Source organism: Moraxella ovis (assembly GCF_900453105.1).
Lineage (GTDB): Bacteria > Pseudomonadota > Gammaproteobacteria > Pseudomonadales > Moraxellaceae > Moraxella > Moraxella ovis.
In genome coordinates this window covers 1,310,571-1,330,473 of sequence record NZ_UGPW01000001.1, presented here as the reverse complement: position 1 = coordinate 1,330,473, position 19,903 = coordinate 1,310,571, and the positions used below count along the sequence as shown (strand labels likewise).

General features: G+C 46.0%; 18 protein-coding genes and 2 tRNA genes. 7 read left to right on the top strand and 13 right to left on the bottom strand.

Going from position 1 to position 19,903, the window contains the following annotated elements; all coding sequences use genetic code 11:
- Positions 1-103 precede the first annotated feature (103 nt).
- Positions 104-1,417 (top strand): NCS2 family permease, encoded by a 1,314-nt coding sequence (locus DYD54_RS06375; RefSeq protein ID WP_046696703.1) that lies wholly within the window; start codon positions 104-106, stop codon positions 1,415-1,417.
- A 57-nt stretch (positions 1,418-1,474) separates the two neighbouring features.
- On the opposite strand, the gene DYD54_RS06370 is transcribed toward DYD54_RS06375, so the two are convergent.
- The 3 genes from DYD54_RS06370 to queC form a co-directional block, all read right to left on the bottom strand.
- Positions 1,475-2,059: a TetR/AcrR family transcriptional regulator gene (locus DYD54_RS06370; RefSeq protein WP_063514213.1), complete on the bottom strand. Its 585-nt coding sequence runs from the start codon at positions 2,057-2,059 to the stop codon at positions 1,475-1,477.
- 17 nt (positions 2,060-2,076) lie between these two features.
- A complete protein-coding gene (locus DYD54_RS06365) occupies positions 2,077-2,418 on the bottom strand; it encodes a DMT family transporter (protein ID WP_063514212.1) in 342 nt (113 codons plus the stop codon).
- Between the two features lie 109 nt (positions 2,419-2,527).
- Entirely contained in the window at positions 2,528-3,223 is a 696-nt protein-coding gene (queC, locus tag DYD54_RS06360) for a 7-cyano-7-deazaguanine synthase QueC (protein WP_063514211.1), read from the bottom strand.
- Between the two features lie 151 nt (positions 3,224-3,374).
- Between queC and DYD54_RS06355 the strand changes: the two genes are divergently transcribed.
- Positions 3,375-4,004, top strand: a complete 630-nt coding sequence (locus DYD54_RS06355) for a MarC family protein (protein ID WP_063514210.1) — start codon at positions 3,375-3,377, stop codon at positions 4,002-4,004.
- Between the two features lie 64 nt (positions 4,005-4,068).
- On the opposite strand, the gene trpC is transcribed toward DYD54_RS06355, so the two are convergent.
- The 8 genes from trpC to msrB form a co-directional block, all read right to left on the bottom strand.
- Entirely contained in the window at positions 4,069-4,905 is an 837-nt protein-coding gene (gene trpC / locus DYD54_RS06350) for an indole-3-glycerol phosphate synthase TrpC (RefSeq protein ID WP_063514209.1), read from the bottom strand.
- Positions 4,906-4,934: 29 nt separating this feature from the next.
- On the bottom strand, positions 4,935-6,017 hold the full coding sequence (gene trpD / locus DYD54_RS06345; RefSeq protein ID WP_063514208.1) for an anthranilate phosphoribosyltransferase: 1,083 nt from the start codon (positions 6,015-6,017) through the stop codon (positions 4,935-4,937).
- A gap of 32 nt (positions 6,018-6,049) precedes the next feature.
- On the bottom strand, positions 6,050-6,673 hold the full coding sequence (locus DYD54_RS06340; protein ID WP_063514207.1) for an aminodeoxychorismate/anthranilate synthase component II: 624 nt from the start codon (positions 6,671-6,673) through the stop codon (positions 6,050-6,052).
- Between the two features lie 175 nt (positions 6,674-6,848).
- On the bottom strand, positions 6,849-8,249 hold the full coding sequence (gene rimO, locus DYD54_RS06335; RefSeq protein WP_063514999.1) for a 30S ribosomal protein S12 methylthiotransferase RimO: 1,401 nt from the start codon (positions 8,247-8,249) through the stop codon (positions 6,849-6,851).
- Between the two features lie 248 nt (positions 8,250-8,497).
- Positions 8,498-8,574 (bottom strand) — tRNA-Asp (locus tag DYD54_RS06330).
- A 5-nt stretch (positions 8,575-8,579) separates the two neighbouring features.
- A tRNA-Val gene (locus DYD54_RS06325) sits at positions 8,580-8,655 on the bottom strand.
- Positions 8,656-8,814: 159 nt separating this feature from the next.
- Positions 8,815-9,294, bottom strand: a complete 480-nt coding sequence (locus tag DYD54_RS06320) for a glutathione peroxidase (protein WP_046698257.1) — start codon at positions 9,292-9,294, stop codon at positions 8,815-8,817.
- A 33-nt stretch (positions 9,295-9,327) separates the two neighbouring features.
- Entirely contained in the window at positions 9,328-9,753 is a 426-nt protein-coding gene (gene msrB, locus DYD54_RS06315; RefSeq protein ID WP_063514206.1) for a peptide-methionine (R)-S-oxide reductase MsrB, read from the bottom strand.
- A 227-nt stretch (positions 9,754-9,980) separates the two neighbouring features.
- Between msrB and DYD54_RS06310 the strand changes: the two genes are divergently transcribed.
- Complete coding sequence (locus DYD54_RS06310; protein ID WP_063514205.1) at positions 9,981-11,552, top strand: aminotransferase class I/II-fold pyridoxal phosphate-dependent enzyme; 1,572 nt, start codon at positions 9,981-9,983, stop codon at positions 11,550-11,552.
- A 59-nt stretch (positions 11,553-11,611) separates the two neighbouring features.
- On the opposite strand, the gene DYD54_RS06305 is transcribed toward DYD54_RS06310, so the two are convergent.
- Complete coding sequence (locus DYD54_RS06305) at positions 11,612-12,865, bottom strand: NRAMP family divalent metal transporter (protein WP_063514998.1); 1,254 nt, start codon at positions 12,863-12,865, stop codon at positions 11,612-11,614.
- Positions 12,866-13,404: 539 nt separating this feature from the next.
- On the opposite strand from DYD54_RS06305, the gene DYD54_RS06300 reads away from it, so the two are divergent.
- From DYD54_RS06300 to DYD54_RS06285, 4 genes are all read left to right on the top strand, one after another.
- Complete coding sequence (locus tag DYD54_RS06300) at positions 13,405-15,081, top strand: nitrite/sulfite reductase (protein ID WP_063514204.1); 1,677 nt, start codon at positions 13,405-13,407, stop codon at positions 15,079-15,081.
- Between the two features lie 21 nt (positions 15,082-15,102).
- Positions 15,103-15,621 (top strand): DUF934 domain-containing protein, encoded by a 519-nt coding sequence (locus tag DYD54_RS06295; RefSeq protein WP_063514203.1) that lies wholly within the window; start codon positions 15,103-15,105, stop codon positions 15,619-15,621.
- A gap of 109 nt (positions 15,622-15,730) precedes the next feature.
- A complete protein-coding gene (gene cysG, locus DYD54_RS06290; protein ID WP_063514202.1) occupies positions 15,731-17,083 on the top strand; it encodes a siroheme synthase CysG in 1,353 nt (450 codons plus the stop codon).
- Between the two features lie 140 nt (positions 17,084-17,223).
- Positions 17,224-18,243, top strand: coding sequence for a mechanosensitive ion channel family protein (locus DYD54_RS06285; protein ID WP_063514201.1), 1,020 nt, complete (start codon positions 17,224-17,226; stop codon positions 18,241-18,243).
- A 56-nt stretch (positions 18,244-18,299) separates the two neighbouring features.
- On the opposite strand, the gene sthA is transcribed toward DYD54_RS06285, so the two are convergent.
- The gene (gene sthA, locus DYD54_RS06280) at positions 18,300-19,811 is read right to left on the bottom strand and encodes a Si-specific NAD(P)(+) transhydrogenase (protein ID WP_115265772.1); all 1,512 of its coding nucleotides are present in this window, start codon (positions 19,809-19,811) and stop codon (positions 18,300-18,302) included.
- Between the last annotated feature and the right edge of the window lie 92 nt (positions 19,812-19,903).

Sequence of the window (19,903 nt, the reverse complement as noted above, 5' to 3'; positions counted from 1 at the left end):
GCCATAAAATTTTGTAAATTTATTCGTTAAAAATTGTAAAAAATGTGTCTATGAAGTAAAATTAGCACCCTAAAATTATTCTTAGCAACTTGATAGGCGTTTTATGTCTTTGCTTTCTTATCTAAAAATTGAGGAGCGTGGCTCTTCTGTGCGTCAAGAAGTCATCGCTGGCTTGACGACATTTTTGGCGATGGTGTATTCGTTGATCGTCGTGCCGAACATGTTAAGCGACGCAGGATTTCCTGCCGAGTCGGTCTTTATTGCGACTTGTTTGGTGGCGGGCTTAGGCTCAATCTTAATCGGTCTGTGGGCGAATGTGCCGATGGCGATCGGTTGTGCGATTAGCTTGACGGCGTTTACGGCGTTTAGCCTTGTATTAGGTCAAGGCATCAGCGTACCTGTGGCGCTGGGCGCGATTTTCTTGATGGGTGTGGTGTTCACGCTTATCTCTGTGACGGGCATTCGTGCGTGGATTCTGCGTAACCTGCCAATTTCAATTGCGCATGGCGCAGGTATTGGTATTGGTCTGTTTCTACTGCTGATCGCTGCCAACGGTGTGGGTCTGGTCATCAAGAATGATGCTGGCCTGCCTGTAAAAATGGGCGAATTTACTTCTTTTCCTGTGGTAATGTCTTTGGTTGGATTGGCTGCGATCATCGGCCTTGAGCGTAAGCAGGTAAAAGGCAGTATTCTATGGGTGATCATTGCCATTACGGTGATTGGTCTGATTTTTGACCCGAATGTGAAATTTGGCGGTTCAGTCTTTAAGCTACCAACTGTTACAGGCGAATCACTGTTCCTAAACCTTGACATCATGGGCGCGTTAAATGCAGCGGTATTGCCAGCGGTATTTGCTCTGGTGATGACGGCGGTGTTCGATGCGACTGGTACGATCCGTGCAGTAGCAGGGCAAGCTGGACTGATCGATAAAGACGGTCAGATCATCGGCGGCGGCAAGGCATTGACAGCTGACTCAGTCTCTAGCGTATTCTCTGGTCTGTTCGGTACGGCGCCTGCAGCGGTGTATATCGAATCAGCGGCGGGCACGGCGGTTGGCGGTAAGACAGGTCTGACCGCGATCGTGGTGGGTGTGTTATTCTTGCTCATGTTGTTCTTCCAGCCATTGGCGTTCTTAGTGCCTGGTTATGCGACCGCGCCTGCCTTGATGCATGTGGGTCTGTTGATGCTAAGCAATGTCTCAAAGCTTGATTTTGATGACTTTGTGGGTGCGATGAGTGGTCTGGTGTGTGCGGTGTTCATCATATTGACTGCCAACATCGTAACAGGCATCATGTTGGGCTTTGCTGCGTTGGTATTAGGTCGCCTGATCTCTGGTGAGTTTAAGCAGCTTAACATCGGTACAGTTATCATCGCTGTGGCGTTGGTGGCGTTCTATGCGCTGGGTTATGCGATTTAATTAGACCATCGATTTACAATAAAAAACACCGCTTGATTAGGTGGTGTTTTTTATTGGTTAGCGCACAATGTCATCAATCAGTGTCATCAGATAATCGCGAATGGCGGGCAATTCCTTTATATCAATGTTGTTTAACCACGCGCCATCAACCGCGTAACGTATGGCGGTTAGTCGAATGTCACTGTCGGTGTGACTAAAGCTGCCCACCTTATGATGAAGCCATGAATCCCACAACGCGGCAAGTTTGCTCTCGGCATTCATCGCGCGAATCAACCCTGACCAGTCACTTGATAATCCAATCTCAGTATTCTCAAAAAACACGCTTACATAAGCGCGCGTGAACACGCCTTTAGCTTCGCCCATCTCATTAATGTGCTGCATTATGGCGGTGTTCACCTGTGCGATGAACAGCTCAAGCACCGATAAGATCAGCTCGTCTTTGTTTTTAAAGTGATGAAAAAGCCCGCCTTTACTCGTGCCTGCCGCATCAGCGACTTTTTGCATGGACAGATTGGCGATACCATCTTGCAGCATAAGGTCTTTGGCGGCGATTAGGATGCTGTGGCGTAGAAGCTCGGGGTTGTTTTTGCGTTTTGGCTTGCTTTGGCTTTCGTTGAATAATTCAAGTGATTGATTTTCCATGAGTTTTCTTTATTTTATTAATGGGCGGTAGAGCTTGAAAAGATGTTCATGATGATCACTCCGACTATGATAAAGCCGATGCCTATCATGGCGGGGATGTCTAGAGGTTGTTTCAATACGAACATACCGATCAAAGCAGTTAGTACAATACCCACACCCGACCAAATGGCATAAGTCATGCCAAGAGGGATGACCTTGACGACATGAGAAAGTAGATAAAAAGCGATGGCAAAACAAACGAGCGTAATGCTGGTAGGGATGAGTTTGCTAAATCCGTCAGATTTTGCCAAAAAAGTCGAACCCGTCACTTCGCTGATGATGGCGAGAGCAAGCAGGGCGTAAGCGGTGGATAATTGCATATAGCAAATGTCTCAAATAAAAAACCAACTGGTCGGTATTTTATTACACTGCATGAGAAAATGCAAATAAAAAATGACAAATCGAGATGATTTGTCGTTCTAAGGGATGTTATGCATTCTGATAACGAGTTGGGTCAGGTACACCTGCATCGATGAATCCCTGGCGACGCAGTGCACAGCTATCACACACACCGCAAGCGCGCCCATCACTGTCTGCTTGATAGCAGGACACCGTCTTGCCATAGTCCACACCCAAAGATAGACCAAGCTCTAAGGTCTGGGCCTTGGATAGATTCTGTAGCGGCGCGACGACAGACAGGCGATTGCCTGCACGCCCTGCAACAGTGGCCAGATTGGCAAGGTTCTCAAAGGCTTCGATAAAGTCAGGGCGGCAATCAGGATAACCTGAGAAATCGACAGAACTCACACCGATCACGATATAATTAGCCTGCATGACCTCGGCGGCTGCCAATGCGTATGATAAGAATATGGTGTTACGCGCAGGAACATAGGTCACAGGCACGGCATCTGATGCAGCGTCATAGTTAGGCACGTCGATGTTTTGATCGGTCAGGGCTGATCCGCCAAGTTGAGCGATATCGATGTCGATGATGCGATGTGAGACGCCGAGCTGTTTGGTGATTTTGGTGGCGGCGATCAGTTCGCTGGAGTGACGCTGACCATAACGAAAGCTGATGGCGATGATGTCTTTAAAATTAGCTTGTGCCCAGTATAGGCAGGTGGTGGAGTCTAGACCGCCTGAGAATAGTACGATGGCGTGATGGTTCTTGAAATCGCTGTTCATAAGATAAAATGATGAATATGTGATTAAAAATTTTGCAGAATTTTAGCACAAAAACACGGATTTTGGTAAGATTTTGGGTGTGATTGTGCTACAATATCTAGTTTTTTTCATGATGTAAATAGCGACATAAATAATTACCGAATAGGGTATTATGGACACCGAACTCATTAAAATTATTCTGGCATTCGTGGTGCTGATCAATCCATTTAGCGCACTTGGGCTATTCTTAAGCATCACGAATGGCTGCACCACGCAAGATCGCAAACGAGTTGCGCAGATCGCCTGCTTGACCGTATTGATTACGATTTGTTTTTTTACATTGCTTGGCGAGAGTTTGCTGAAGTTATTAGGCATCTCGGTGGGGTCGTTCCAAGTAGCTGGCGGTGTCTTAGTATTCTTGATTGCCATTAATATGATGAATGGCGGCGGCAATCCCGTCAAACCTAATGAGGATGAAGTTGAGGTGAATTCATCGCTGACAGCCTCGGCGGTCGTACCTTTGGCCATCCCCATGATGATTGGCCCTGGCGGTATCTCGACGGTGATCATTTATAGCAGCCAAGTCAAGAGCGCTTTTGAGATTGGTACGATCTTGGTGGCAGGGCTGTGCATTAGCATGTTCTGTTATCTGTCTTTGATGGCTGCAGGGCGTATCAGTCGATTCTTGGGTGATACAGGACTGAATATTCTAAGTCGTATCATGGGTATGCTGCTTGCGGCAGTGGCGGTTGAGATCTTGGTGAGTGGACTTAGAACAATCTTTCCTGATTTATTAAATTAACCCGCCCAACAAAAGCGAATGGCTCGCCATTCGCTTTTGTTGGGCGGGTTAAATCATTAATGCGTTAAATGCTTCTTAGTAGCTCTGCCAATGCTGCACCAGCATCATCTGTCTTCATGAACTGTTCACCAATCAAGAAATGATGGATGTTGTTCTTTTGCATCAGATGAATGTCATTGGCATCATTGATGCCGCTTTCGCTGACCACGAGAGCATCATCACCCAATGCAGCAAAAAGCTGCTCGCACAGACGAATGCTATGCGCCAAATCCACCTTAAAAGTATTCAGATCGCGGTTGTTGATACCGTAAATGTTGTGGGTAGATTTGGGCAATTTAAGTGCGCGTTCTAGCTCTTGCTGGGTGTGAATCTCGATCAGTACATCCATACCCAGATCAATGGCGATCTTGTGTAGATGAGCAACCGTCTCGTCATCTAGGCATGCCATGATCAGCAGAATGCAGTCAGCGCCTAAGGCGCGGCTTTCGTAGATGTGGTATTCATCCACCATAAAATCTTTACGCAGGACGGGTAAGTTTGTGACATTTCTGGCTTTGATCATGTAGTGATCATGACCTTTAAAATACTGTCGATCGGTCAGTACAGATAGGCATGTTGCACCTGCTTGTTCATAGCCTTTGGCGGCATCGACAGCATTGAAATTCTGACAGATGACGCCCTTTGATGGGCTGGCTTGTTTGATTTCGCTGATGACGCCAATCTTGCCTTCTGTAGTATTGACAGCGCGTAGGGTATTGGCAAAGCCTCTTGGCTTGTCGTTATTAAGGCGAATAAGCCTGATGAGTTCATCTTGGCTCACCAAAGCCTTGGCGGCGGCGATTTCTTCATGCTTGGTGGTGACGATTTTTTGGAGGATGCTTGGCGTACTCGAACTTGTCATGATTATTCCTGATGTATGGTTTTATAAGATTATAAAGATTGGGTAAACTTGGCAAATTCACGCATTTTGGTTAATGCTGCGCCACTGCCGATGGTATCTTTGGCAATCTGTACGCCTGATTGTAGGGTGTCTGCCTTGCCTGAGACATAGATGGCTGCGCCTGAATTTAGTGCAATGATATCTTGGGCTTTTTTGATGCGCTGATCATCGCTTGCCCCTGATAGGGCGGCGGTGATGAGCTCTAGGCTATCTTTGGAAGATGATACATCTAGCCCGTCAAGGCTTTGTGGTTCAATGCCGACATCTCGAGGGCTGATGGTGTTACTGCTAACCACGCCATCTTTTAGTTCGCTCACAAAACTATCGTCCGCCAAGCTAAATTCATCTAATCCATCGGCTGAATGCACAACAATTGCGTGCTTTGAACCAAGGTTCTTTAGAGCGTGGGCAAGCGGTTCGCATAGAGACTGATCAAATACACCGATGACCGAATTAACCACACCAGCAGGGTTTGTTAATGGGCCTAAGACGTTGAAGATCGTACGAGCTTTTAGCTGCTGGCGGACACCAACGGCATGACGCATGGCTTTATGATGGTTGGGCGCGAATAAGAATCCTAATTGCTGTTCTTGAATGCAGCGAATGATCTCGTCATTGGTCAAGTCGAGACGTACGCCAAGCGTTTGTAGTAGGTCTGAAGAGCCTGACTTGGTGGAGACGCCGCGATTGCCGTGCTTGGCGACCTTAACGCCACTGGCGGATACCACGAACGTGGCTGCTGTTGATACGTTAAATAGATTGGCGCCATCGCCACCTGTTCCCACGATATCGACCACATTTGTCAGATCATCTAATGTGATGTTATGTGCCAGTCTTCTCATCACGGCGGCGGCGGCGGTAATCTCATCAATGCTCTCGCCCTTGATGCGTAGCGCCACCAAGATGGCACCCATCAGTGCATCTGGGCAACGTCCATGCATGATGGCAAGCATTACGCCCTGCATGGTGTCGCTGTCTAGGTTTTTGCCTTGTAATAATGTATTTAACGTTTGGCTTAAAAATTGACCGATCTCATCATCGCTAAGCGTATTAATATTATTTAAGTTAATCATTATCCATCCTTACTGTATTCGTTGTCTATGGCTTAGGCGACTTGTGGTAGGTTGTCGTTGCTTAGCTTGGCAAGGCCGCAGCGTACCAAAAAATTATTAAACAGCTGATAGCCGTGCTCGCTTAGGATAGATTCTGGGTGGAATTGAACACCCTCTACATCTAATGTCTTATGACGAACACCCATGATCTCTTCCATTGAGCCATCAGAATTCTGAGTCCACGCGGTGATCTCTAGGCAGTCGGGCAGGGTGTTTCTGTCGATGACAAGTGAGTGGTAGCGCGTGGCATCAAATGGGCTTGGTAGATCGCTAAACACTCCCTGATCATGATGATAAATAGGTGATAATCTGCCATGCATGACCTCACCTGCGCGAACCACATCACCACCAAAAGCCTGCCCGATCGCTTGATGACCTAGGCAGACACCTAGGATCGGGATCTGACCGCTAAATTCAGCCAAAATCGGCAATGTCACACCTGCCTCGGTTGGGCTACAAGGACCAGGGCCTAAGATAATGGCCTTGGGTGACAGTGCGCGAATCTCATCTAGGGTAATTTCGTTATTACGAAATACCTTGATGTCTTGTTGTAATTCTCCAAAATACTGTACGATGTTATAAGTAAAACTGCAAAAATTATCAATCATGAGTACCATGAGAGTGTTCCTTGCTAATATATCGATAAATTGAATTATTTTACCATTTTTTATTTATGTAGTGCAGGATTTTTGATTTAAATTGAGTTGATGCACCCAAAGTCTTTGCTTTGCATATTTTGATAAATGCAAGCAATAAAAATAAGCCCTAAAACAGTATTTAGGGCTTATTTTATTATTTAAAACTGGCAAACAAATCATACTCACTGGCTTCATCAATGGTAACGGTTAAAAACTGCCCTACTTTTACTGTCTCATCAATATTATCCACATAGACATGACCGTCAATCTCTGGGGCATCGGCATAGCTACGGCAAATGGCGATGTTCTCTTCTGTATCAATTTCATCTACCAATACCACCAACGTTTGCCCGACTTTTTCTTGCAATTTTTCTTCGCTGATTTGTTGGGCGACCGCCATAAACCGCTCGTAACGCTCTTGCTTAACAGGCTCTGGCACAGGGTTTGGCAAATCATTCGCTACCGCCCCGTCAATCTCTGAATAAGTAAAACAGCCCACACGGTCAAGGCGTGCTTGTTTTAACCAGTCAAGCAAGTACTCAAAATCTTCTTCGGTCTCCCCTGGAAAGCCCACCACAAAGGTAGAACGAATGACAATCTGGGGGCAAATCTTCCGCCATTTGGCAAGTCGCTCCAAGGTATTTTCGCTCATGGCAGGGCGTTTCATCGCCTTTAATACACTGGGGCTTGCGTGCTGAAAGGGAATGTCAAGATATGGCAGTAGCCCACCCTTACCACCACTGGCTTTCATGCTGTCCGCCATGATTTGTACCACATTATCCACGTGCGGATAAGGGTACACATAATGCAAACGCACCCAAATGCCAAGCCTTGCTAAGGCTTGACACATATCAAAAAACTTGGTCTTTATCGGTTCGCCTTGCCAAAACGCCATTTTATATTTTAAATCCACGCCATAAGCGGACGTGTCTTGGCTGATGATAAGTAGCTCTTTGACCCCTGCTTTTTTTAGGGCAACAGCTTCATTCATCACGCTGTCAATGGTGCGAGACACCAAGTCGCCACGCAAGGACGGAATGATACAAAAAGTACAGCGATGATTACAGCCTTCACTGATTTTGACATACGCATAATGGGCAGGGGTCAGCTTCACGCCTGCGTCATTGATAAGGTCGATTTTGGGGTCATAAGTCTTTGATTTGGCAGGTTTTGGCACATGGTGCGTTACCGCTTTGACCACTTCATCATAGGCATGAGCCCCTGTTACCGTCAATACGGCAGGGTGCATGGTGCGGATTTTTTCGGCATCTTTACCCAAACAGCCTGTTACGATGACCTTGCCGTTTTTGGTGATTGCCTCGCCAATGGCATCAAGGCTTTCTTGGACGGCAGATTCAATAAATCCGCAGGTGTTTACCACCACAAGATCCGCCCCGTCATAATCCTTGGCGACTTGGTAGCCCTCACGAGTAAGTTCGGTAATAATCCGCTCACTGTCCACCAGTGCCTTGGGACAACCTAAGGATACAAACCCGACTTTGGGCGTTTTGACAATCTCACTGGATAAACCGCCACTAGGCTCAGTAATCTGCATCAGACTTGCCGACTCTTCTAGGGTGCGGTTTTGGTTGTGGTTGGCTTTGTGGTGATAGCCAACTTCACTGGGACTAAGATTGGGATTGGGGTTTTTGGGATTAAAGGTTTGAACACTCATGTTAGCTGTCTTAATAGATGGCTGAAAAAATGGTATTATAGCATAATTAGTAAGCTCAATAACGAGCAAAAGGAGGTGTTAAATAATAAAAAAACTCCAAATCCGAAGATTTGGAGTTTCTTGAATAATGGCGCAGCGGACGGGACTCGAACCCGCGACCCCCGGCGTGACAGGCCGGTATTCTAACCAACTGAACTACCGCTGCGAACATGGTGGGCGGTAACGGATTCGAACCGCTGACCCTCTGCTTGTAAGGCAGACGCTCTACCAACTGAGCTAACCGCCCATGTTCTTTTAACTTTCGAACTAAGTAACTTATCGCTACCGTGTTCGTTCGTTGTGGTGCGTATTATATAGATTTTTGACAGGGTGTCAAATACTTTTTTCAAAAAATTTTAAAATTTTATGTAAAATATTGATTTTAAAATAATTTTAAAAAATAAAACTACGCCAAAGCTGCCTCGATGTCTTTTTCTAAGTCTTGTGGCTTGGTGGTCGGTGCGTAACGATCCAGCACTTTACCGTCACGACCAACCAAGAATTTGGTAAAATTCCACTTGATCGCATCGGTTAAGATGCCACCTTGCTCATGCTTTAGAAAATCAAAAATTGGATGGGCGTGATCGCCGTTCACATCTACTTTATCCATCATTAAAAAGTCCACGCCGTAGTTCTTTTGACAGAACTCGCCAATCTCTGCGCCTTCGTGAGGCTCCTGTGCGCCGAATTGATTGCAAGGAAAGCCGATCACGACTAAGCCCTTATCGTGGTATTTGGTGTGCAATTCTTGCAAGCCTGCAAATTGCGGTGTAAAGCCGCATTTGCTTGCAGTATTGACGATAAGCAAAACCTTACCTTCAAAACCCTTAAAATGTACGACATTACCAGTCAAATCATTGGCGCTAAATTCATAGATGCTAGACATAAAAATCTCCAAGCTGATTGCAAGTGATTGGTGTTAATTGGGTTCAAAATCAATGGCGATTGAGTTGATGCAATATCTCATGCCTGTCGTCTCTCTTGGACCATCAGGAAAAACGTGTCCCAAATGCCCGCCGCAGTTGCTGCAAGTAACTTCAATACGTCTCATGCCGTGAGATAAATCCAGTGTCTCAGTCAGCACGGTGTCATTAATTGTCTTATCAAAGCTGGGCCAGCCACAGCCTGAGTGGTATTTGCTATCGCTGTCAAAGAGCTTGGCATTACAGCCCTTACAACGATACACACCAGTTTCAAACACATCGGTATATAAGCCGGCAAAAGGTCGCTCGGTGCCTTTTTGGCGTAAGACGTAATATTCGTCAGCGGTTAGGCGATTTTGCCAATCTTGTTCAGTTAATTGGGCAATTTCATCGGGGCTAAGGCTATGGTCGGGTAAGGGCATGGATTTTCCTTATAAGTAGGTCAGAGTTTGAGTTTTTAATCTTGATATTGAATGGGGTGGGTTTGGTACAAATACAAGCATGAGGCAAATCTAATTTATCTAAATTTGTGTGGGTGGGGTGAAGTTCAATCAGAATAGTGCTTGTTAAATTCATGCCTTTAAAATTCTCTTGCAAAACCATTCGAAGCCTTGTATGATAATTGCAACTTTTACTTGCAATTACCGCCATGACCAACGACACCCACCCACCAAATACGCCCACCACGCAAGGCGAACGCCTAAAACAGCTCCGCAAATCCTTAGGATTATCCGCCCAAGCCCTAGCCGATAAGCTAAACGCCCACGGTGCGTCCGTCAGTCGTGGAGCGATTGCCAATTGGGAATGCGATAAAAATGGTATCACAAGTAGCAAGCTCCCCATAGTCGCCCAAGTGCTAGGCACGACTGAAAATTATCTTTTGACAGGTAATGTATCGGTAAATCCAATCGTCAATAATGCCAGTCAAGAGATTGATTTACAAGATAATTTACCAAATTCACACAACCATTCTCACAAGGTATCCCTCATGAAACCTTTAAAAAAATCTGCCAAACTTGCCAACGTCTGCTATGACATTCGGGGCGAACTTTTGCAAACCGCCAACCGCATGGAAGCCGAAGGTCAGCGTATCATCAAACTCAACATCGGCAATCCTGAACCGTTTGGGCTGTTGCCCCCCGATGAGATTGTGCAAGACGTGGCGATGAACTTGCAAAATGCGTCTGGCTACTCAGATTCTAAGGGGATTTTCTCAGCTCGCAAGGCAATCTTGCAATATTATCAAGCCAAAGGACTGCTGTCAGCGACCGATGTCAATGATGTGTATATCGGCAATGGCGTGTCGGAGCTTATCGTCATGACCTTGCAAGCCCTGCTTGATGACGGCGATGAAGTGCTTATTCCCATGCCTGATTATCCGCTGTGGACAGCGTCCACCAACCTAGCAGGGGGCAGGGCGGTGCATTATCGCTGTGTGGAAGAAGGCAACTGGCACCCTGATTTGGCGGATATTGAGAGTAAAATCACCGACAAAACCAAAGCCATTGTCATCATCAACCCCAACAACCCCACAGGAGCATTATATAGCAAGGAAATCTTAGAGCAGGTTGCTGATTTGGCGGTAAAACATGGCTTGGTTATCATGGCAGACGAGATTTATGACCGTATTTTGTATGATGATGCTGTGCATACGCCCATGTGTACGATTACCGATAAGACGCTGGTTTTAACCTTTAATGGCTTGTCAAAATCACACCGCATTGCAGGCTATCGCTCAGGCTGGGTCATGTTGTCGGGCAAAAAAGACCATGCTGGCGACTTTATAGAAGGCTTGACCATGCTCGCCAGTATGCGACTGTGTGCCAATGTGCCTGCTCAGTACGCCATACAGACGGCAATGGGTGGTTATCAGTCCATGCAGGAGTTGACCGCACCGACAGGGCGACTGTACAAACAACGTGAGATGGCGGTCTCTCGCTTAAATGCCATTAAGGGCATTAGCTGCACCAAACCGCAAGGGGCGTTTTACTGTTTTGCCAAGATTGACCTTGATGTCTATCCCATCCAAAATGACATGAAATTCATGATGGATTTATTGATTCAAGAAAAAGTCTTAATGGTGCAGGGTACGGGCTTTAATTGGGATAAGCCAGACCATTTTAGGGTCGTATTTCTGCCCAATTTGATAGATTTGGAAGATGCGATGGATAGGCTGGATAGATTTTTTGCCAATAAGCGTAAGGAATTTGGCACAGAATAGGGCAGGGTGCTTTTAAAAACAAAGGGCGATTGCTGTCGCCCTTTTTGATGTTTTTGTTTTTATCCAATAATCCCAAAAAACTGCAATAAAAACGAGCCTGCAAATCCTGCCAAAAAGGCAATGCCAAGTAGGGCATAAATATTCATTTTTGGGGTGAGTAGGTTTTCAGATTTTGCCAACGAGTAGTTCAGGTAGGCAAAAATCGGAGCGGAGACAAAGGAGCTAATCATCGCAAATTTGAGTAGGCTTGCCATTTGTCCTGCAAACACATTAATCAAGATAAATCCACCAATGATCATAGCGGTCGTCCAGCGCATGACGTATTTTTCGGTAAGCTCGGTTGTGCCTGTTTTGATGAGCGACAGACTCTCGGCATTGGTACGCCCATAGCCGTCCGCACTCGTGATGACCGTGCCAAACATACACAAAAAAGCGATGAATGCCACGAGAATTTTTGACCAATTGCCAATGGTCTCTGTGTACATCTCTACAAGCTGACCGATGTAAGCGCCGCCTTTGGTGGCAATCTCTTCGCCTGTGCCGTACTGTACAAACACGCCAAGCGTCAAGAAAAATAACGCCAAAATCGCCGATGTAAAATAGCCTACGTTAAAATCTACCACGCCTTGAAAATGGCTTGTGTGGTCGGTGCGGATTTTTTTGGCAGTCCACACAGATGTAATGACCGAAAATTCAAGCGGAGCAGGCATCCAACCCATAAGAGCGATGATAAAGCCCAAAGACGCCAAGTTCCAAGGCGACATTGGCACAAAATCAGGGGCGACTTCTTTTGGCGACATACCTGCGATGATGACCGCCAAAATGGTGGCAACCGTCAATGCCAGAATAATCCACTTTGAGATATTATCCAAAACCTTATAATGCCCTGCAATGAGTAGCCCCCATGAGACGGTCATTACAATCATTGACAGGATAAGTGGATTTAGCTCAAAAGGCAGAATAAAGCCCAAAATGGTCGCACAGAGCAGGGCGACTGCCCCTGTGGTAATCACGCCTGACACGACAGATAAGCCAAAAAATGCCCAAAGGTAGGCTTTGGATTTTTTGGCGTAACCTGCCACGAGACTATCGCCTGTTTTGTAGGCGTATTCTGTGCCAAAGCGGTAAAAAGGGTATTTAAAAAAGTTGGCAAGCACGATCATAATGGCAAGTTGCCAACCATACAACGCCCCAGCTTGGGTGGATGATACAAGGTGCGAACCGCCAATGGCGGCAGATGCCATTAAAATGCCAGGCCCGAAGGCTTTCCAGGTAAGTTTTTGGGCTTTATCAGAGGTTTGTGCGATTGTCATATCAGATTTATCGAAAGTAGATAAAAAGTGGTTTTCATGGAAAAACAAATCTGATCATTCTTACATGTAAAACGTTTATTTTCCCTAATATTTTTGGGCGTGATGAAATGCGCTTATTCTACCACAAATTCACAAAACCACAAATCAAATAATGTGTTTATCCATCATTTTGAATACTAATAAAATTTTACTTAACTTTTGGTTTGTCAGGTGGAATGAAGTCATTACTTAAAATTATTTTAAAGCTCGTAAGGTATTCACACAGGCTAGAGATGTATATAAAAATTACATACAATGACTATAATTAGTATGGATTTTTTCTTTGATTTCCTTTAAAAGTTTGTTTTCTGGGTTTTATTTTTGAGTGATAGAATGGCTGATGCTTGGATTTAATGAAAAGTTTGATCTAAGGATGGTTGATTATGCTCATATTTGCTATCTATATGCCGTTTTTGAATTTTAAATTTTGGCGTGAAATGCTTAACATGACAATCCTAAAGTCGTCATGACGCCTAAGCCGACCGCCAAAGGAAATTATCATGTATCAATATTCTTATACCGATCAAAAAATCGTTGATGAACGAGTTGAGCAGTTTCGAGATCAGACGCAGCGTTTTTTGGCAGGGGAGTTGCCAGAAGAGCAGTTTCTACCCTTGCGCTTGCAAAACGGACTTTATATTCAGCGTCATGCGCCCATGCTGCGCATCGCCATCCCTTATGGCTTGATGGCAAGCCATCAGCTGCGTGTTTTGGCTGAGATTGCGCGTGACTTTGACAGAGGGTATGCGCACTTTACCACGCGTACCAATTTGCAGTTAAATTGGGTAAAGCTTGAAGAAGTGCCCGACATTCTGGCGAAGCTTGCTAGTCATCAGATGCATGCCATTCAAACATCAGGCAACTGTATCCGCAATACCACGACCGATCCGTACGCTGGCATTCACAGCGAAGAAGTGGTCGATCCAAGGCCTTATTGTGAGATCATTAGACAGTGGAGTACGTTTCACCCTGAGTTTGCTTATTTGCCGCGCAAATTTAAAATTGCAGTCATCGGCACTAAGGCTGACCGCGCTGCGACGCAGGTGCATGACATTGGTCTGCACGTCATCAAAAAAGACGGTCAAATTGGCTTTGAGGTCATCGTGGGCGGCGGTCTTGGGCGTACACCTATTATTGGTAAAGTGATTAATGAGTTCTTGCCGCGCGAGCATCTGCTAAGCTATCTTGATGCGATCTTGAGAGTCTACAATTTAGAAGGTCGTCGTGATAATAAATATAAAGCACGCATCAAAATCTTGGTGGAGAGTCTAGGTAAGGAGGTGTTCGCCCAAAAAGTCGCTGATGAATGGCAGCACCTAAAAGATGGCGATCTTACCTTGACGGATGCGCACTTTACTAAGGCTGAGAGTTATTTTACCGCACCGTCATATGAGAAAATCGACCCACTGGCAGCGCAAAACCAGCTTCAAAAATATCTGGTTGATGATAATTTTAAAAATTGGTATGAGCATAATACCGTGGCTCATAAAGTGGCTGGCTATCGTGCGGTGGTGATCTCATTAAAGGCGGGTATCATCAATGGCAAGTACGTCCCATCAGGCGACATGACGGATGATCAGATGTTTGCTCTGGCGGATCTGGCGGATGCTTATAGTTTGGGTGAGATTCGTGCCACACACCATCAGAATCTGGTGCTGGGCGATGTTAAGATTGCTGATTTGTATGCGCTTTGGCAAGAGTTATCCAAGCTGCATCTGGCCCGCGCCAATATCGGTACATTGACTGACATGACGGTCTGCCCAGGATTTGATTATTGCGCATTGGCAAATGCTACCACGCATAATATCGCTCAGAGTATCGAAGAGCAATTCCAAGACCTAGACTATCTGTACGATCTTGGGGATATTCGCCTGAACATGTCAGGCTGCATGAACGCCTGTGCGCACCATCATGTGGGCGATATTGGCATTCTGGGCGTGGACAAAAAAGGCGAACACTGGTATCAGATCAGCCTTGGGGGTAGCTCATCAGAGGATGCCAAACTTGGTCAGATTCTTGGGCGTGCGGTGGCGGCAGATGAGGTGGCGAATACCATTGACATCATTGCTAAGGTGTATCAAAATGAGCGTATCACCACCGATGAACATGTAGAGAGCTTTGCTCAGGTGGTGGAGCGCGTAGGTATTGCGCCATTTAAGGCGGCAGTTTACGCTTAATTTAGCCAAAAGGAGATTGAAATGAGTGTCTTGACAACGATCATCAGTGTAGATAGCCATGCCAATGTTCATGAAAGCACGGCTGAGTTTTTCTTGATTTCAAGCAGTGCGGATGAGCCAAACTATGCAGGTCTTGATCTAGGGAAGATCAATGAGCGCGGTGATGGCAATAGCACGCTGCTGAGTACGCCAACAGACTTTCGTGATACGCGTGGACTGCTCGTTACAGCGGACAATACCATCAAAGAGATCGAATCTGTACTTGATGAGGCATTGATTAACCTGTTCGTAGTGCATGTGGCGGACTTTAAGGATGGACGAGTTTTCAGCCTGGTGCGTCAGCTTCGGCAGCTAAGAGAACATGCTGAGATCATCATCGCAGGCGAGTTCGGGCTTGATCAGGCGTCATATTTTTATAAGTCAGGTGCAAATGCGTTTGCGGTGCGACCAGAGCTTGTAACCACCCTAAAAACCACACTACACGACCTAAAAACCGCGCATGCAGGCACGACTGCTGACGCGCTGCCAATGTTCCGTTAATTAATAATCCAAACCTCAATAAAGACAGGCGCGCTGATGATGATCGGCGTCCTTGAGGGGATTTTTGTTTCTAAAATTACAATAATTCAATGATCAATGTGGAAATGTCATGAATACACTGCCTTTGTTTTTTAATTTAAGCCATCAAAGAGTTCTTATCATAGGTGGCGGTGAAGTTGCCCAAAGAAAAGCCAGTCTTTTGCATAAAGCAGGGGCGAGCCTTGTGGTGCTGTCGAAGCGCTTTGATGAGGGGTTTTTGAAATTCCTACAGGATAATAATCATGCCATCATACATAAGCCTTATGAGAGTGGCGATTTGGATGGAATTGGTAAGCCTAGCTTTATCATCTGCGCCACTGATGATCATGCGCTGAATGTGCAGGTGCATGCAGATGCTAAGGTACGCGGCATCGCCATCAATGTGGTGGATGTGCCGGATTTGTGCGATTTTATTTTTCCAGCTATCGTGGATAGAGATCCCATCGTCATTGGCGTGTCTAGTAATGGTAAGGCACCCGTCTTGGCAAGACTAATCCGCGCCAAGATAGAAAGTCAGATACCATCTAGTATCGGTAGAATCGCCAAGCTTGCTGGGGATTTTCGTCAGGCGGTTAAGGATAAACTACCAACAATCACCGAGCGCCGTCATTTCTGGGAAGGGGTGTTTAACAGAGCCTTGGCGGATAAGATTGTCGGTCATCTGGCTGATGAATTGGATGATTTTGTCAAAAATAACGACAAAGCGGGTGAGGTGTATATTGTGGGTGCAGGTGCGGGCGATCCTGATCTTTTGACCTTTAAGGCGCTACGACTCATGCAGCAGGCGGATGTGGTGCTGTATGATGCATTGGTGTCTGATGAGATTTTGGATCTATGTCGCCGTGACAGTGATAAGATATTCGTCGGTAAAAAGCGCGCTGACCACGCCAAAACTCAAGATCAAATCAATGAGCTAATCGTAGAATACGCCAAGCAAGGCAAGCGAGTGCTGCGCCTAAAGGGTGGCGATCCTTTTGTTTTTGGTCGTGGAGGCGAAGAGATGATCGCTTGTCAAGAAGCGGGTGTGCCGTATCAGGTGGTGAGTGGCATCACGGCAGCGTTGGCGGCGGGCAGCTATGCAGGCATCCCGCTCACGCATCGAGGGGTGGCGACGTCGGTGAGATTCTTGACGGGGTGCTATCAGACTAGTGAGTCTTTTGATGGTCTAAAAAGCACCTATCAAAGTGATGAAACCTTGGTGTTCTATATGGGTCTGCATGCGCTGGGTAAGATTGTAGATAGTCTGCTCGTCTCAGGGTTGTCGGCTGATACGCCCGTTGTCATCGTCTCAAATGCAAGCCTACCAACACAGCAAGTTCTGACGGGGACGCTGGATGACATTATCATCAAAAACGAGCAGGCAGGACTGTCAGCGCCAGCCATCATTATCGTGGGCAATGTAGTGAAATTATATAGACCATGATTATTTGGAACTGATTAATACAAAGCTGCCAAAGTGAAGGTGGCTTTTTTATTGGGTGGGCGATGATTGAGATGATTTTTTGTGTGGATTGGGGTAAAATACGACTTTTGATAATAACTGTATTGGATCAATAATTAATCATGACAACACCAAAAGAATCAGTCACACCGGAGGCGGTGATTAAGGCTGCAGAAGAGATAAAACTAGCCACCAAAAACACCAAAGAAGTTGCCAAGGAAGTTACCGCTGCAACGGTTGAGGGATTGGAGGGTACCACCAATCACGCCCTTGAATTCTTGGGTGTGCCCATTGATATACATACATTGATTCATGATGGGGTTGAGCTTGGCATTAATATCTTGTTGGCGCTGCTTATCTTCTTTGTGGGTAAATGGGTGGGTAAGCGAGTGCTGACGGTGATTAACCGCATGCTGGAGCGTAGCCGACTTGATCAGACGGTGGTGAATTTTCTTAATAACCTTCTGTATGGCGTGATGATCGTTGCGGTGCTATTGGCGGCACTGAATAAGCTCGGTATTAATACCAACTCGTTCGTCGCGGTATTGGGTGCGGCAGCGGTAGCGATTGGTATGTCCTTAAAGGATCAGTTGTCAAACCTAGCAGCGGGTGTGATGATTGTTATTTTTCGACCTTTTGGACGCGGAGATTATGTAGAGGTAGGAGGTCAGACGGGTACGGTGATTGACATTACTCTGGTTAATACACGCATCAGAACGCCTGCCAATCATGAGATCATCATCCCAAATGGCGACATCATGACGAATTCAAGCACTAACTACACCTCATTGCCGACGCGCCGTGTTGATGTGTTGGTGGGTATTGGCTATCACAGCGATATCCAAAAGGCGCGCGAGGTGATGCTGTCGGTGGCGTCGCGCCATGATAAAATTTTAAAGCATCCGGCGCCAAATGTGCGCGTGACGGCACTTTCTGAAAGCTCGGTTGATTTGACCTTATATGTATGGACAGAGAATGGTGATTGGTTTGATGTGCAGTGCGATTTGCTTGAGAAAGTGAAATATGCCTTTGATGAATCCGGTGTGGATATTCCATTTCCGAACCGTACGGTTCATATTCAAGGCGTTGAAGGGCTGTCTAAGCTATTACAAGAACAAAAAAGTGCAGCATCAAATAGCTGATTATATAGAATTAACAAAAAGCCCTAATTTAAATTAGGGCTTTTTTATGATGAACCTTAAAAGATTCTGTTTAATCCATTCAAGGCTGCCACACGGTAGGCTTCAGCCATGGTAGGATAGTTAAATGTCGTAGTAACGAAATACTCCAAGGTATGCCCGCATTTCATCACAGCTTGACCGATGTGGATAATCTCAGATGCATGGTTGCCGTAGCAGTGTATGCCTAGGATTTCAAGGGTTTCACGGTGGAATAGAATCTTCAATACGCCAGAGCGTTCACCGATGATTTGAGCGCGAGCTAGATGTTTAAAGAATGCTTGACCCACTTCATAAGGAATCTGATCACGAGTTAGGTCTTCTTCGGTGGCGCCGATGCTTGAGATTTCAGGGATAGTGTAGATCCCTGTTGGTACACTTGTGATGAATTCTGCGTGCTTGTCACCCACCATAAAGCCCGCGGCATTCCTACCTTGATCGTAGGCGGCTGATGCTAGTGATGGCCAACCAATCACATCACCGACGGCATAGATGTGCGGTGCGGCAGTACGATAAGTCTTGTCAACTTCAAGCTGACCACGATTGTTGGCGGTTAAACCGACCGCTTCAAGGTTTAGGCTGTCGGTATTACCCGAGCGGCCATTACACCAAAGAATGGCGTCAGATTTAATTTTTTTACCACTTTTTAGGTGTAGAACAACACAATCATCGTGCGTCTCTAGATGGTCGATTTCTTCGTTGTTACGAATGCGTACACCGAACTGACGGAAGTCGTGGGATAGCGCGTCCGAGATCTCATCGTCCAGATAGCTAAGTAGCTGATCTTTATTGTTAATCAGATCAACAACATAGCCTAGGCCGGTAAAGATGGATGCGTATTCACAGCCGATCACGCCGGCGCCATAAATGATGATTTTGCGCGCGACATAATCCATTTGTAGGATTTTATCAGAATCGAACACGCGCGGATGATCGAAGTCTAGAAAATCAGGACGATAAGGGCGAGAACCAACTGCAATCACTGCTTGGTTGAAGGTTAAGGTTTTTTTGGTGCCTTCTTCTGTGGGTTCTTCAATTTGTAAGGTGTGTTTATCTAGAAAGCTGCCCCAGCCGTGAATGACTTCAATGCGGTTGCGCTCGTAGAACAGACGATGGGTATTTACCTGACTTAGAATAACGCGGCGCGCTTTACTGAGTACTTTATTTAGCGGAATCTGGAAGTTGTCTGTAAATGAGCTAAAAATCGGATCGCGGCGCATGCCAATGATGTTAAACACCGACTGACGCAAGGCCTTACTTGGAATGGTGCCCACATGAGCACAGTTACCACCAACCTGTTCGCGTGGGTCGATCACGGCAACTTTCATGCCTGACTTGGCAAGCTTCATCGCGGCAGCTTCCCCGGCAGGGCCTGCGCCCAGTACGATGGCATCATATTCATAGCCGTGTTTTTTTCGTGATTTGGTGTTGTTTTCGCTGTTTAATTCAATGCGCTGACCATCTAGCGGGCTGATGAGATTTTGATGGATTGGATCATGATCAACATCAGTCACTGGGGTTAAGATTGGCATTTCATTATTCTCAGCAGTTTTTACACTGCTTTGTTCTGTATTTGCTATTGGTTTTTTTGACATGGATGATGTCCTATTCCTTTATTTATTGG